This is a genomic window from Streptomyces sp. AP-93 (assembly GCF_022808175.1).
GTDB lineage: Bacteria > Actinomycetota > Actinomycetes > Streptomycetales > Streptomycetaceae > Streptomyces.
Window position 1 is genome coordinate 51,645 of the sequence record NZ_JALGBX010000024.1, and the last position, 13,226, is coordinate 64,870.

Here is a 13,226-nt window from a genome sequence, read left to right on the forward strand (position 1 = left end):
GTGCAACGCACCCGACCTGCGTCTGCACCGCGTCCCCGCACCCTCGCACCCTCGCACCCCCGCACGCCACAGCCCGAACGCAGTACGCCCTACGCATGCGCACGCGCATCTGCCGTGGAAGGACTTTCATGCCCTCACGCCGTATAGCCGCAGCCACCGCCGCCCTGGCAGCCGCGGCCCTCGTCTCCCCCCTGCTCCTCGCCGGACCCGCCGGAGCCACCGGCAGCCCGCAGAGCGACGCCGCCCGGGGTGACGCGCTGGCCCGAAAGCTGGTCAAGGACTCCACCGGCAAGGGTGCCAACAACCACCTGAAGGTCTTCCAGGCCATCGCCGACTACAACAACGGCACCCGTGTGGCGGGTTCCAAGGGCCACGTCCAATCGGCCCAGTACGTCGAGGCCGTCATGCGCGCGGCCGGATACAAGGTCACCAAGAACGAGTTCGAGTTCGTGTACGTCGATGCGGTCGCCGAGACCCTGAAGGTCAACGGCGCGGCCGGCCGCGACGTCCCGATCAAGCTGATGACGTACACCGCCAGCGGCCCGGCGGACGGCGTGACGGCGCAGATCGCCGCCGCCCCGGTCGACGCCGACGGCACCAACGGCTGCGAGCCCGCCGACTTCGCCGCGGGCGCCTTCACCGGCAAGGTCGCGCTGATCAAGCGCGGCGGCTGCGCCTTCGCGGTCAAGCAGCAGAACGCGGCGACGGCCGGCGCGGTCGGCGCGGTGATCTACAACAACGTCGAGGGCGCCCTGAACGGCACCATAGGTTCGGCGGACGCGGGGAAGATCCCGACCGGTGGCGTCACGCGGGCCGAGGGCGAGCGGCTCGCCGCCGACGCCGCCGCGGGACCGGTCGAGGTCACCCTCGACATCCGCGAGTTCCGGGAGAACCGCAAGACGTACAACGTCGTCGCGGAGACGCGGGGCGGCGACGAGAACAACACCGTCTTCCTCGGCGCGCACCTCGACTCCGTCACGGATGGCCCTGGCATCAACGACAACGGCTCCGGCTCGGCCGGCATCCTCCAGGTCGCGCAGAGGCTCGCGAGCAGCCAGGGCAAGATCAAGAACAAGGTCAAGTTCGCCTGGTGGTCGGCGGAGGAGTTCGGCCTGCTCGGCTCCGAGGCGTACGTCGCCGGGCTGACGGAGGAGCAGAAGAAGCAGATCAAGCTCTACTTGAACTTCGACATGATCGCCTCGCCGAACGCCGCGTACTTCGTCTACGACGGCGACGACTCGGACAAGGTCGGCGCGGGCCCCGGCCCCGAGGGCTCGGCTCAGCTGGAGAAGGGGATCAACGACTTCCTCGACTCCAAGAACATCCCGCGCGAGGGCACCGACTTCTCGGGCCGCTCCGACTACGGCCCGTTCATCGAGGTCGGCATCCCCTCGGGCGGTACGTTCACGGGCGCCGAGGGCATCAAGACGCCGGAGCAGGCGGCGAAGTTCGGCGGTCAGGCCGGGGTCGCGTACGACGTGAACTACCACGGCAAGGGCGACACGATCGCGAACATCGACCAGAAGGCGCTCGACATCAACGTCGACGTCATCGCGGACGCGGTGGGGCACTACGCGTTCGACCTGGCGCCGCTGGGCCGGCCGGTCGTCTCCGAGCCGACCAACGGCGGGGGCAGTGGGGGTGGCCTCCACGAGGGCCACGACCACGACCACGCCACGGAGTAGTCCGTCCGGGGGGCGGGTCGGGGCCGGTGCAGCCGCTGCGCGGCGCCGAGTCCCCTACCCGCCCTTCCTCCGTTCCCCGGGCTTCGCCCGGACCCCCGCTCCTCAAACGCCGGAGGGGCTGGATTGTCGCCGACGTCGGCCATATCCAGCCCCTCCGGCGTTTGAGGAGCGGGGTCTGGGGCGGAGCCCCAGCTGGGGGTCCCCCGGACGGAGTCTGGGGGATGGTGGAAGGGCGGGTAGGGGACAGGCCCCGCGCAGCGGCTGCCGTCATCCCGGCCAGGGGGCCACGCCGACCGGCTGGACCAGCCAGCCGAAGTCGCCCAGCCCACCCCGGGCGGTGAGTTCCGCAGCTTCCCCGGCCAGAGACAGCGCCCGGACGTACGCCGCCGGGTCGGTGGAGGCCAGGGCCAGCGGGGGCCTGGCCCCCGAGACACCGAGGGCGGCCAGCGCGTCCCGCTGCGTCAGCAGCACCGCGCCCGGCCCCGCGCACGCGTCGAGCGCCACGTGCGCGGTGACGTCGCAGCTCCCGTCCGGCACCGGGGCGGTCTCCCGCCCGGCGCGGAACCCGGTCAGCGTCCCGAAGGGCGGCCGGGCGTCCCGGGTGTGGGCGTAGTCGACGGCGACCGCGAGCCCGCGCTCCACGCTCCCGGCTGCCGCCGCCCAGGCCTCGTCGCGCAGCCTCCCGATCTCCGCCCGGCCCCCGCCCGCAAGCCCGCCCGCATGCCCGCCCGCATCCCCGCCCGCGTCCGGCCACCACCGCTCCAGCCAGGCCCGGTCCGGCCCGTCCAGGGCGCCGCCCGGGCTCTGCGTACCGTCCCGCGCGACCTCCACGTAGCGGCCGTCCTCGGCGAGGTCCAGCGGGACGTTGTCGAGCCACTCGTTGGCGAAGAGCAGCCCCCGGGTCCCCCGGGGCGGCTCGCTCACCCACCGGATCCGCCCGTCGAGCCCGGCGGGCCGCCCCGCGCGCTCCACCCCGTACGGCCGCACCCGCGCGGCCGTCTCCGGCGGCAGCGCCGCCAGCACCCCGGCCAGCAGCTCCCCTCGTCCGGCCCCTACGTCGACCAGGTCCAGCTCCTCCGGACGGCCGAGCTCCCCGTCCACCCACAGGAGGAGCCGGGCCACGGCCCGCGCGTAGAGCGGCGAGGCGTGCACGGACGTGCGGAAGTGCCCCGCGGGGCCGGGGCCGCCGGGGCGGACGTAGAAGCCGTCGGGGCCGTACAGCGCCCGCTCCATCGCGGTCCGCCAGCGGACCGGACCCGCCTGCGCCGTGCCTTCACCCTGAGTACTCATCACTGAAAGGTTATGGTCGCCTCCACCTCCGGTAGTACTCGCCCGTCGCATGGATCGCCCCTCTGGTTGACTCCAGCACCTATCGGCTGTCCCTACTCTGGGTTACGTGCAGCGCCTCTACGATTTCCTCCGCAGACACCCGACGGGCGTCGACAGCTTCTGGGCTGTCCTCTTCTTCGGGTTCTCGATGGCCGTCGTCGCCTCGATGCACCAGACCACCGCCTCCGCGCTGCTCGCCACCCCCTGTGTGGTGGCGCTGAGCAGCGCCGTCGCGCTGCGCCGCAAGTGGACCGTCCCGGTCTTCTGGCTCACCGTCGCCACCGGCCTCTACCAGCTGGCCATCGGCGCGGAGGCGAACTTCTACGACTTCGCGATGCTCGTCGTCCTCTTCACGGTCGCCGCCTCCGACGTGCCGCGCTGGGTCTCGCGCACCGCCCTCGGCTGGGGGCTGCTCGCGTCCCCCCTCTACTTCCTGCGCATCGGCGTGGACAAGGGCGCCACGACCTTCGAGAGCGTCCTCTTCGTCATGTTCCTGATGGTCCCCTTCGCCCTCGCCTGGGTGATGGGCGACTCCCTGCGCACCCGCCGGGCCTATTACGCCCAGCTCGTCGAGCGCAACCAGCGCCTGGAGCAGGAGCGCGCGGCGCAGGCCAAGGTGGCCGTCGCCGCCGAGCGGGCCCGGATCGCCCGCGAGCTGCACGACGTCGTCGCGCACAACGTCTCGGTGATGGTGGTCCAGGCCGACGGCGCCGCCTACGTGATGGACGCGGCCCCCGAGCAGGCCAAGGAGGCCCTGCAGACGATCTCCGGCACCGGCCGCCTGGCCCTGGCCGAGATGCGCCGGCTGCTGGGCGTGCTGCGCACCGGCGAGCCGCAGGAGTCCGAGGACTACGTGCCGCAGCCCGACGTGGAGCAGATCGAAGTGCTCGTCGAGCAGGTACGGGCGGCCGGGCTCGCGGTGGACTTCGAGGTCGAGGGCGCCCCGCGCAAGCTGCCCAGCGGCCTGGAGCTGACGGCGTACCGGATCGTCCAGGAGGCGCTGACGAACACGCGCAAGCACGGCGGCCCCGACGCGAAGGCCAGCGTGCGGCTCGTCTACTTCGACGACGGGCTCGGCCTGCTCGTCGAGGACGACGGCCGGGGCGCGGCCCGCGAGCTGTACACGGACGGCGGCGCGGACGGCGCCGGACACGGGCTGATCGGCATGCGCGAACGCATCGGTATGGTCGGAGGGACCCTCGACGCGGGCCCCCGGCCCGGTGGCGGCTTCCGGATCAGCGCCCTGCTCCCCCTGAAGAAAAGGTGACCATGTCCTTCCCCACCGGCCCCTCCATCCGCGTGATGCTGGTCGACGACCAAGTACTGCTGCGCACCGGTTTCCGGATGGTGCTCGCCGCACAGCCCGACATGGAGGTCGTCGCCGAGGCCGGCGACGGCCTGGAGGCGCTGGAGGTGCTGCGCGCCACCAAGGTGGACGTGGTGCTGATGGACGTCCGCATGCCCCGCCTCGACGGGGTCGAGGCGACGCGCCGCATCTGCGAGCCCGAGGAACACCCCAAGGTCATCATCCTGACCACCTTCGACCTCGACGAGTACGCCTTCTCCGGCCTGAAGGCGGGCGCGAGCGGGTTCATGCTCAAGGACGTCCCGCCGGGCGAGCTGCTGGCCGCGATCCGCTCGGTGCACAGCGGGGACGCGGTCGTCGCCCCGTCCACGACGCGCCGGCTGCTGGACCGGTTCGCGCCGATGCTGCCGTCGACCTCGGCGGAGCCGCGGAACAAGGACGTCGAGCGGCTGACGGAGCGCGAGCGCGAGGTCATGCTGCTGGTCGCCCAGGGCCTGTCGAACGGCGAGATCGCCGCCCGCCTGGTCCTGTCGGAGGCCACGGTCAAGACCCACGTGGGCCGCATCCTGACCAAGCTGGACCTGCGCGACCGGGTGCAGGTCGTGGTCCTGGCGTACGAGACCGGGCTGGTCCGCGCGGGCGGCGGCGGGACTCTGTAGACCGTGCGCACCTCTAAGCCGTCCTTCGCACGGGACGGCTCCATACCCGGGGGCCGCCGCCGCCGACGGTGGCCCCTCGTCACCGTGCTGGGGGCGGCCGTCCTGGCCCTGGCGATCCTGTACGCGGCCGGCTGCCGGTCCACCGGACACGACCCGGGAACCGGGCTGGACACGGGCTCGGATCCGGACCTGGGGACCACCGAGACACGGGCCTACTCGGTGTGGCACTGGAACGTGGCGGGGAGCGCCATCCATCACGGCCGGACCGACACCGGCCTGATCGAGAACGCCGCCCGGTCCATCACGGCGGAACGGCCCGACTTCGTCTCCTTCAACGAGATCTGCCAGGGCCAGTACGAGGCGCTCGTCAAGCGGCTCGCCAAGGCCGAGGGGTGGACGGTGCCGTACGCCCACGCCCGGTTCACCCTGACCCGGGCCCCCGGCACCGGCATCTGCGAGGGCGGCGGCTTCGGGAACGCGCTGCTCAGCAGCCACGAGCTCGGGCCGTCCAAGGACTACCTCCTGCCCAAGGACTACACGCCGGCCGAGAAGACCCGGCTGACGGCCGCGGGCCGGGGCGTCGAGGACCGCAAAATGCTCTGCGCCCCGCTACGGGACCAGCCGCGGATGAAGTTCTGCACGGTCCACATCACCGGATCGAACCGTCCCATGCCCAGCGGGGGCGGCGGCTCGGCGAAGAAGAAGATCAACGGGCTGCAGCTGGCCGAAGTGGGCCGGGTGCTCGACTCCTTCGCCAGGAACAGGCAGGTGTACCTCGTCGCGGGCGACTTCAACGCCCAGCCCGACCTCGACCAGTACACCCGGCTGAAGCCCCTGATGAGGAAGCACACCGAGCTCGACGACGCGAACCCCGCCCACTGTCCGGGCTACGGCACGTGGACGGCGCTGCCCCCGCGCGAGGTCAACGGGCCCCCCGCGTGCGGTCCGCACCCGAAGATCGACCTGATCCTCGCCCGCGGCAACCTGCCCGATGGCACCTACTCGGCGCGGGCGCAGAACATCCCGGGCGACTGCGAGGCCGTCGGGCGGGACGACCGGATCGCCCGGCCGGTGACCCGGGTCAACTGCTCCGACCACCGCGTCCTGACGGGCCGCGCCACGCTCCGGGTCCCCACGGGCTGAGCCCCGGGAGCCGCCGGCCCGGATCAGACCGGATCAGACCGGATCAGACCGGACCGGCCCGGTCTCAGGTCATCCAGCGGTCCGGGCGGGCCGCGGCCCGGGAGGTGCGGGAGCGGGCCGCCTGGGCGTGGAGCAGTTCGGCGGCCTGGGCCGCGCCGCGCAGGTGGGCCGTGACCGTACCGTTCGCGCCGGTGTCGACGTGGACGTCGGCCAGGCCGCGGGCGCGCTGCCAGGGGCCCTGGGAGCGGCGCACGCTCTGCACCTTGGCGTGCGGGACGATCTCCGTTCGCCGGCACAGCCGGCCGTGGCGGGCGGCGAACACGTCCGCGGAGACGGCCAGGCCGTACCCCTTCCACCACACCGGGACCACCCAGCGCGACCCGCTCCGGGGCGAGGGCTCGAAGACGAGGCCCCCGAGGTCGACGCCGGGCAGCACCCGCTCGACGACGGCGTGGGCGTCGGCCAGGGTGGCCACCGGGACCAGGACGTCGTTCTTCGAGCCGGCCACCTCCAGCTCCACCCGGACCCAGCCGCGCCGGCGCCACAGCAGCGGCTCGACGATCCGTACGGTCTGCACGCGCCCCGGCGGCACCGTCTCGTGGGCGCGGTCGAGCATCCCGTGGTCGAGCCGGAGCCCGTCCGGGGACTCGGCGACCCGCCAGTCGTACTCGGCGAGGAACCGGCCGGCGCTCGCCGCCCACATCGCGCCCAGGACCGGGAGCAGGGCGACGATGGCCACCCACGGGCTGGAGCTGAACCACCACACCAGCAGGGGCCCGACGATCCCGCCGGCGAGGATCGCCCAGGTGGTCAGGGTGAGCAGCAGGGACACCGCCAGATCGCGCGGCCCCACCCGGAGCAGCTCCCGCTCGGGAGCCTCGCCCAGGAGCGGTGCCTCGGCCGGGGTGAAACCGGCCGCGCGGGCCAGCAGCTCGGCGCGGAGCGAGACGGCGTCCTTCTCCGAGAGGAAGGCCAGCTCGTCCTTGGCCTCGGTGCCGATGACGTCGAGCCGCAGCTTGGCGACGCCCGCGATGCGGCCCAGCAGGGGGCGGGTGACGTCGACCGCCTGGATCCGGTCGAGGCGGATGTGCGCGGTGCGGCGGAAGAGGAGCCCGCTGCGGATGCGCAGTTCGGTGTCGGTGACGGCGTAGTGCGTGAACCACCAGCTGAGGAACCCGTACAGGCCGAAGACCAGGACCAGCGCGGCCAGCGCGAGGACCCGCAGCACGGTGGAGACGGCCGACACCCACTCGGCGACGTTCTCGCCCTGCTGGGCGACGATGCCGATGGTCGCGGCGATCGGCACCCAGGCACGGCGCAGCGGAGTGAGGAAATGCAGCCGCCGCTCCTGACCGGCCGCGGCCGCCGTACCCGTGCCCGTACCCGCACCCGTACCCGCCCCTGCACCCGCACCCGCACCCGCCGACGGAGTCACAGCCCCGCCGACCTTGCCTCGCCGAGCTCCGTCAGCCGGTCGCGCAGCCGTTCCGCCTCCTCGGGCGCGAGTCCGGGGATCGTGGCGTCGGTCGCCGCCGCGGCCGTGTGGAGCTGCACGGTGGCCAGCCCGAAGCGGCGCTCCAGGGGCCCCGAGGTCACCTCCACCAGCTGCATCCGCCCGTACGGCACCACGGTCTGCTCCCGCCACATCACGCCCCGGCTGATCAGCAGGTCGTCCGCGCGCTCCGCGTACCGCCAGGACCGCCAGTTCCGTCCGAGCATCACCCAGCCCCAGGCCAGCACCACCAGCCAGAACCCGCCGACCGCCGCCCACCCCGGGCCGACCGCCATCCCCAGGACGACGGCCGTCACCACCGTGAAGAGGGACATCCACAGCGCCAGCAAGAGCCTGCGCAGAGTCAGCAGCTCTCCCTGCAGCCCCACCCACTCGGGCAGACCCGTCCCACCCTCTGTCCCCGTGTCCATCCCCCCACCCTAGGGCGGTGGCCCGTTCTGCGGGCGGGGCTCGCACCACCCGTCGGCCGCCGCGCCCGATCCGCGATCCGGACCGAGCTACGAGCCACCCCCGCCGGCTGAGACAATGCCGCCATGACGGAGACCACGGTCGGCATCGGCGGCGCGGCGGAGAGCACCGACATGGTGCTCAACATCGGCCCCCAGCACCCTTCCACGCACGGCGTGCTGCGCCTGCGCCTCGTCCTGGACGGCGAGCGCATCGTCAGCGCCGAGCCGGTGGTCGGCTACATGCACCGGGGAGCCGAGAAGCTCTTCGAGGCCCGCGACTACCGCCAGATCGTGATGCTCGCGAACCGCCACGACTGGCTGTCCGCGTTCTCCAACGAGCTGGGCGTGGTCATGGCCGTCGAGCGGATGCTCGGCATGGAGGTGCCCGAGCGGGCCGTGTGGATGCGGACCCTGCTCGCCGAGCTGAACCGGGTCCTGAACCACCTGATGTTCCTCGGCTCGTACCCCCTGGAGCTGGGCGGCATCACCCCGATCTTCCACGCGTTCCGCGAGCGCGAGGAGCTCCAGGCCGTCATGGAGGAGATCTCCGGCGGCCGCATGCACTACATGTTCAACCGGGTCGGCGGCCTCAAGGAGGACCTCCCGGCCGGCTGGCTGGGCCGGGCCCGCGCCGCCATCGCCGACGTCAACACGCGCATGCACGTCTACGACGACCTGGTGCGCGGCAACGAGATCTTCCGCGCCCGCACCCGCGGCGTCGGCGTCCTGTCCGCCGAGGCCGTGCACGCGTACGGGGTCTCCGGCCCGATCGCCCGCGCCTCCGGCGTCGACTTCGACCTGCGCCGCGACGAGCCGTACCTCGCCTACGGCGAGCTCCAGGACGTCCTGAAGGTCGTCACCCGCACCGAGGGCGACTGCCTGGCCCGCTTCGAGGTGCTGCTGGAGCAGACCCACAACGCGCTGGACATCGCGGTCGCCTGCCTGGACCGGATGGCGGAGCTGGCACCCGGCCCGATCAACCAGCGGCTGCCGAAGGTACTGAAGGCGCCCGAGGGCGAGACGTACGCGTGGACCGAGAACCCCCTCGGCATCAACGGCTACTACCTGGTCTCCAAGGGCGAGAAGACCCCGTACCGGCTCAAGCTGCGCTCGGCGTCGTACAACAACATCCAGGCGCTGGCGGTCCTGCTCCCCGGGCAGCTCGTCGCGGACATGGTCGCGATCCTCGGCTCGCTGTTCTTCGTCGTCGGCGACATCGACAAGTGACCGGACGCACGGCCTAGGGTGATCGCATGACCCCCGGCACCTCAGCAGGCTCTGCGTCCCCCGGCATATACGCCGCCTACCTGCGGCGACTCGGCATCGAGGAGCCCGGTGCGCCGTCCGTGGAGGGGCTGTTCGCCCTCCAGCGGGCGCACCTGGAGCGCGTCCCGTACGAGAACGTCGACATCCAGCTCGGCCGCGCCCCCGGCATCGACCCCGAGCTGTCGGCACGCCGCTTCGCCGCCGGGCGCGGCGGCTACTGCTTCCACCTCAACGGGGCCTTCGCGGCGCTCCTCGACCACCTCGGCTACGAGGTCACCCGCCATGTCGGCGGCGTGTACAAGGAGTCCCAGTCCGAAGCCGCCGCCCAGGGCGTGAGCGGCGACCACCTGGCGCTCACCGTCCGCGTGCCCGGGACCGCCGCAACCGATGACTTCTTCGTGGATGCCGGGCTCGGCGACGGCCCGTACGAGCCGCTGCCGCTGCGCGAAGGCTCGTACCGGCAGGGGGCCTTCACCTACTCCCTTGAGCGGCTGCCCGGAACGGGCTGGCTCTACCGCCACCCGGGCAGCTCCACCCCGCTCGTGAACTTCCGCACCGAGCCCGCCGGGGCGGCGGGAGCGGCCGGCTTCGAGGCCGAGCACGTCCGGCTGTCGACCTCCGGGGAATCCGGTTTCGTACGCACCTTCGCGGCCCTGCGGCGCGACGCGGACGGCATCGACGCCCTGCGGGGGCGGGTGCTGAGCCGGACCGACCCGGTACGGGGGAACACGGAGCGCGTACTGGACGGCCCGCAGGAGTTCTACGCCGCCCTGGAGGGCGTCTTCGGCCGCGCGCTCGACGACCTGACCCCGACCGACCGCACGGCCCTGTGGACCCGGGTGGACCGGGCCCACCAGAGCTGGGCCGCCAGCCGGGGCCACTGACCCGGGAGCGGCCGGGCGGGCCGATGTCCGCGGGGCAGGGCAGACTTGGGGGATGCCGTCCCTTTCACCCCGCCGGGCCTGCCCCACCTGCGGCCGCGACTGCGCCGTCACCGCCGGGCGGATCGCCCGCCACGACCCGCCCGCCGGGCGGGTCCGCGGGGACCTCGTCTCCTGCCCCGGCTCCCGCGCCCGCGTGACCCTCGGCGCCGCCGCCCCCACGCTGGACGGCTTCACCCTGTCCCCGCTGCCGGGCCAACTACCGCTGTTCTAGAGCTGTTGCCCCGGTCCGGACGGGACGGTGTGCCGCGCTTGTGCACAGGCTGTGGAAAGCCGAAGCCGGAGCCGGACGCCGGCCACGTCACGCCGACGGTCCGCCCGGCAGCCCGGGCGGTCCGCCGGTTCGGTTCGGTGCGCTAGGAAATCGCGGTGCGCAGCTGCACCACGTCGATCGGCTCGGTCTCGTCGTGAGCGGTGAGGTCGATGACCTGGCCCACGGCGCGGTCCGCAGTCGCCTTGACGGTGCCGACGAGGGCCGCCGGCTCCGCCCCGCCCCGGGCGGACTCCGCCTTGTGGAGCGCGAGGGCCTCCTCGCCGACGACATCGGCGAGGTCCTCGTTCTGGACGGACTCGATGACCGTGCGGGCCTGCGCCGCGGTCTTCGTACCGAAGAAGTCGAAGCCGCCCTCGACGCGGGAGGCCGGCCGGCGCTGGGCGGCGTACGGGGCCACCGCGGCCGCGCGCCTGCGCGCGGGGACGGCGGCCACCGGGCCCACGGGCACCGGGCCGGTGGGCGCGGGACCGGTGAGCGCGGGGCGGGCGTGCGACTCCAGCTCGGCGGGCTTCGCCGGGGCGGCCGGGGCGGCCGGGGCAGCGGAGCCCAGCGGAAGGGCAGGGGCGGCCGGGAGGCCGGGCGGGCCGCTCCGGGCCTCCGGGGCGGGCTCGGCGGCCTTCGCCGCCGTGTCGGCCAGGGCCGCGAGCGCGGCGTGGGCGCGGGCGAAGCCCACCGAGGTGGCGGCGCCGGCGCTGGTGCGCTCCTCGGAGACCGCGGGAAGTTCCTTCGGACCCGCGGCGGCGGATGCGGCCGGGGCCGCGGCCTCGATGGCCAGCAGCCTGCGTCCCTCCAGGGCACTCGCCCGCTCGGTCTCGGCGGTGGCGTACCGGCGCAGCAGCGACGCGTGCTCCCCGCGCAGGCCCGCGAGTTCGACCCGCTTGGCGCGCAGTTTGGCGTCGAGCTTGCCGCGCAGCACCCGGGCCTCTTCGAGGTCGGACTCGAGCTCGGCTATCCGTTCGTCCGTGCGCCACTCGTCCTTGACCCGCTCGCGCCCGAGCTCGTTGACCCGGCGGCCGGCCGACAGGTCCCACGAGCGCATGACGACGGCGCCGACCAGGCCGGCGGCCGCGGTGAGGGCCACGAGCAGGCGCAGCGCCATCGGTTCCGCGAGCAGCCAGGCGGCGCCGGCGCCGGCTACGGACACACCGGCGACGGCCGACGGCGTGAGCAGCCGGTGAAGGGGTTCGGGATTGCGGTGGCGTCCACGGGGCATGGCCTGAAATTTACAGGGCGTGGACAGGATGTGGGGTAGCCGCCCGGAAATCTGTTCCCGAGCAGTTACCGCCCTTGACGCACGAAAGGCGCAACTCCTACTTCTTCAGCGGACTCTGCGTGGACCCCGGGCCTTTATGCCTGGGAGGAATCGATCCCTGACCCGGAGGCGCGGAGGGCCGGAGTGCTCTGAGTGACCGTTCTGGCCTCAGCTTGATCCGCTTTGGCCGGTCCTTCTAGCGTGTTCTGCGTGAAGATTGTTGCGCAGGTGAAGTTGATGCCGGATGCCGTGCAGGCACCCGCGCTGTCAGCGACCCTGCGCATGGTCAACGAACGGGCCAACTGGGTGTCCTCGGTGGCGTTCGAACACGGAGCCCCACGTCAGTACGAACTGCGGAAGCACACCTACGCCGAGCTGAAAGCCTCCGGTCTCGGGGCGCAGGCGGCCCAACACGTGATCAAGAAGACCCGTGACGCCTACACCACGTTGAAGGCGAACATCAGGGCGGGGAACCTGGGCAGGCCCGGATCGAAGCGCAGGGTCAAAGCGGAGTCGAAACCGATCGTCTTCCGCCCCGAGGCCGCGCACCCGTACGACGACCGGTGCCTGTCCTGGCAGTACGACGCGCGGACCGTCAGTATCTGGACCACGGCGGGGCGGCTCAAGAACGTCCGCTTCGCCTGCTCCGCGAACGCGCTCAAGATGCTCCGCGAGTACCGTAAAGGTGAGTCTGACCTGATCGAACGCGACGGCGTGTTCTACCTGATCGCAGTGTGCGAGATCCCAGAAGACCCGGTCAACGAGAACCCGTCCGGGTTCATCGGTGTGGACCTCGGCATCGTCAACATCGCCACCACCTCCACCGGCTACCGGGCCTCCGGGCGCGGTATGAACCGGCACCGAAAGCGCCAGCTGGAACTCCGCCGCAAGCTCCAGGCCAAGGGCACCCAGTCCGCGAAGCGGCGCCTGAAGCACCGCAGCCGCAAAGAGGCGCGGCACGCCGCGAACATCAACCACATCATCTCGAAGAAGATCGTCACCACCGCTGAACGCACCGGTCGCGGTATCGCCCTCGAAGACCTCACGGGCATCCGCGAACGGGTACGGCTCCGCAAGGACCAGCGGACACCACTGCATTCGTGGAGCTTCCACCAGCTCGGCCAGTTCATCGCCTACAAGGCGAAGCGGGCCGGGGTGCCGCTCGTGTACGTCGATCCGGCGTACACGAGCCGGCAATGCTCCGAGTGCGGACACATCGACCGGAAGAACCGAGTCGATCAAGCAACGTTCGCGTGCCGCGCCTGCGGCGTCATCATGCACGCGGACGACAACGCGTCCCACAACATCGACCGCAAGGCCGGAGCCGTGTGGACCGCGGGGCGTGAGTCACGCGTCCCAGCCACCCCATAAGGGTGGTCCGGACGGAGGAGGCCACACCACAGCCAGTG

At 72.6% G+C, this 13,226-nt stretch carries 12 protein-coding genes; 8 read left to right on the forward strand and 4 right to left on the reverse strand.

Going from position 1 to position 13,226, the window contains the following annotated elements; all coding sequences use genetic code 11:
- Window positions 1-128 precede the first annotated feature (128 nt).
- Entirely contained in the window at window positions 129-1,685 is a 1,557-nt protein-coding gene (locus tag MTF69_RS32350; protein WP_243339790.1) for a M28 family metallopeptidase, read from the forward strand.
- A gap of 267 nt (window positions 1,686-1,952) precedes the next feature.
- Here the strand turns inward: MTF69_RS32350 and MTF69_RS32355 are convergent, their stop codons facing one another.
- Window positions 1,953-2,975, reverse strand: coding sequence for an SAM-dependent methyltransferase (locus tag MTF69_RS32355; RefSeq protein ID WP_243339791.1), 1,023 nt, complete (start codon window positions 2,973-2,975; stop codon window positions 1,953-1,955).
- A gap of 106 nt (window positions 2,976-3,081) precedes the next feature.
- Here MTF69_RS32355 and MTF69_RS32360 point away from each other — a divergent pair, with 106 nt between their 5' ends.
- Genes MTF69_RS32360 through MTF69_RS32370 form a run of 3 tightly spaced genes read left to right on the forward strand, consistent with a single transcriptional unit; the run spans window position 3,082 to window position 6,122 of the window.
- Window positions 3,082-4,281 carry a sensor histidine kinase gene (locus MTF69_RS32360; protein ID WP_243339792.1) on the forward strand — a complete coding sequence of 400 codons (1,200 nt, stop codon included), beginning with the start codon at window positions 3,082-3,084 and terminating at the stop codon, window positions 4,279-4,281.
- Between the two features lie 2 nt (window positions 4,282-4,283).
- Window positions 4,284-4,979 carry a response regulator transcription factor gene (locus MTF69_RS32365; protein ID WP_243339793.1) on the forward strand — a complete coding sequence of 232 codons (696 nt, stop codon included), beginning with the start codon at window positions 4,284-4,286 and terminating at the stop codon, window positions 4,977-4,979.
- Between the two features lie 3 nt (window positions 4,980-4,982).
- Entirely contained in the window at window positions 4,983-6,122 is a 1,140-nt protein-coding gene (locus MTF69_RS32370; RefSeq protein WP_243339794.1) for an endonuclease/exonuclease/phosphatase family protein, read from the forward strand.
- A gap of 64 nt (window positions 6,123-6,186) precedes the next feature.
- Here MTF69_RS32370 and MTF69_RS32375 read toward each other — a convergent pair whose 3' ends face one another.
- Together MTF69_RS32375 and MTF69_RS32380 are read right to left on the reverse strand one after the other, a co-directional pair.
- Window positions 6,187-7,557 (reverse strand): PH domain-containing protein, encoded by a 1,371-nt coding sequence (locus MTF69_RS32375; RefSeq protein ID WP_374324603.1) that lies wholly within the window; start codon window positions 7,555-7,557, stop codon window positions 6,187-6,189.
- Window positions 7,554-8,045 carry a PH domain-containing protein gene (locus tag MTF69_RS32380; RefSeq protein WP_243339795.1) on the reverse strand — a complete coding sequence of 164 codons (492 nt, stop codon included), beginning with the start codon at window positions 8,043-8,045 and terminating at the stop codon, window positions 7,554-7,556. The genes MTF69_RS32375 and MTF69_RS32380 overlap by 4 nt, the downstream gene beginning before the upstream one ends.
- Window positions 8,046-8,168: 123 nt before the next feature.
- On the opposite strand from MTF69_RS32380, the gene MTF69_RS32385 reads away from it, so the two are divergent.
- The 3 genes from MTF69_RS32385 to MTF69_RS32395 are packed head-to-tail and all read left to right on the forward strand — an operon-like array spanning window position 8,169 to window position 10,505.
- On the forward strand, window positions 8,169-9,311 hold the full coding sequence (locus MTF69_RS32385) for an NADH-quinone oxidoreductase subunit D (RefSeq protein ID WP_243339796.1): 1,143 nt from the start codon (window positions 8,169-8,171) through the stop codon (window positions 9,309-9,311).
- 26 nt (window positions 9,312-9,337) lie between these two features.
- Window positions 9,338-10,234 (forward strand): arylamine N-acetyltransferase, encoded by an 897-nt coding sequence (locus tag MTF69_RS32390; RefSeq protein WP_243339797.1) that lies wholly within the window; start codon window positions 9,338-9,340, stop codon window positions 10,232-10,234.
- Between the two features lie 52 nt (window positions 10,235-10,286).
- The gene (locus MTF69_RS32395; RefSeq protein ID WP_243339798.1) at window positions 10,287-10,505 is read left to right on the forward strand and encodes a hypothetical protein; all 219 of its coding nucleotides are present in this window, start codon (window positions 10,287-10,289) and stop codon (window positions 10,503-10,505) included.
- Between the two features lie 142 nt (window positions 10,506-10,647).
- Here MTF69_RS32395 and MTF69_RS32400 read toward each other — a convergent pair whose 3' ends face one another.
- Entirely contained in the window at window positions 10,648-11,778 is a 1,131-nt protein-coding gene (locus tag MTF69_RS32400; protein ID WP_243339799.1) for a hypothetical protein, read from the reverse strand.
- Window positions 11,779-12,027: 249 nt separating this feature from the next.
- Here MTF69_RS32400 and MTF69_RS32405 point away from each other — a divergent pair, with 249 nt between their 5' ends.
- The gene (locus tag MTF69_RS32405) at window positions 12,028-13,188 is read left to right on the forward strand and encodes a transposase (RefSeq protein WP_243339800.1); all 1,161 of its coding nucleotides are present in this window, start codon (window positions 12,028-12,030) and stop codon (window positions 13,186-13,188) included.
- Window positions 13,189-13,226 lie beyond the last annotated feature (38 nt).

Coding starts and splice junctions, on each gene's coding strand:
- MTF69_RS32380 (WP_243339795.1), bottom strand. CDS start 8,045: ATGGACACGGGGACAGAGGGTGGGACGGGTCTGCCCGAGTGGGTGGGG.
- MTF69_RS32365 (WP_243339793.1), top strand. CDS start 4,284: ATGTCCTTCCCCACCGGCCCCTCCATCCGCGTGATGCTGGTCGACGAC.
- MTF69_RS32385 (WP_243339796.1), top strand. CDS start 8,169: ATGACGGAGACCACGGTCGGCATCGGCGGCGCGGCGGAGAGCACCGAC.
- MTF69_RS32350 (WP_243339790.1), top strand. CDS start 129: ATGCCCTCACGCCGTATAGCCGCAGCCACCGCCGCCCTGGCAGCCGCG.
- MTF69_RS32355 (WP_243339791.1), bottom strand. CDS start 2,975: ATGAGTACTCAGGGTGAAGGCACGGCGCAGGCGGGTCCGGTCCGCTGG.
- MTF69_RS32400 (WP_243339799.1), bottom strand. CDS start 11,778: ATGCCCCGTGGACGCCACCGCAATCCCGAACCCCTTCACCGGCTGCTC.
- MTF69_RS32395 (WP_243339798.1), top strand. CDS start 10,287: ATGCCGTCCCTTTCACCCCGCCGGGCCTGCCCCACCTGCGGCCGCGAC.
- MTF69_RS32390 (WP_243339797.1), top strand. CDS start 9,338: ATGACCCCCGGCACCTCAGCAGGCTCTGCGTCCCCCGGCATATACGCC.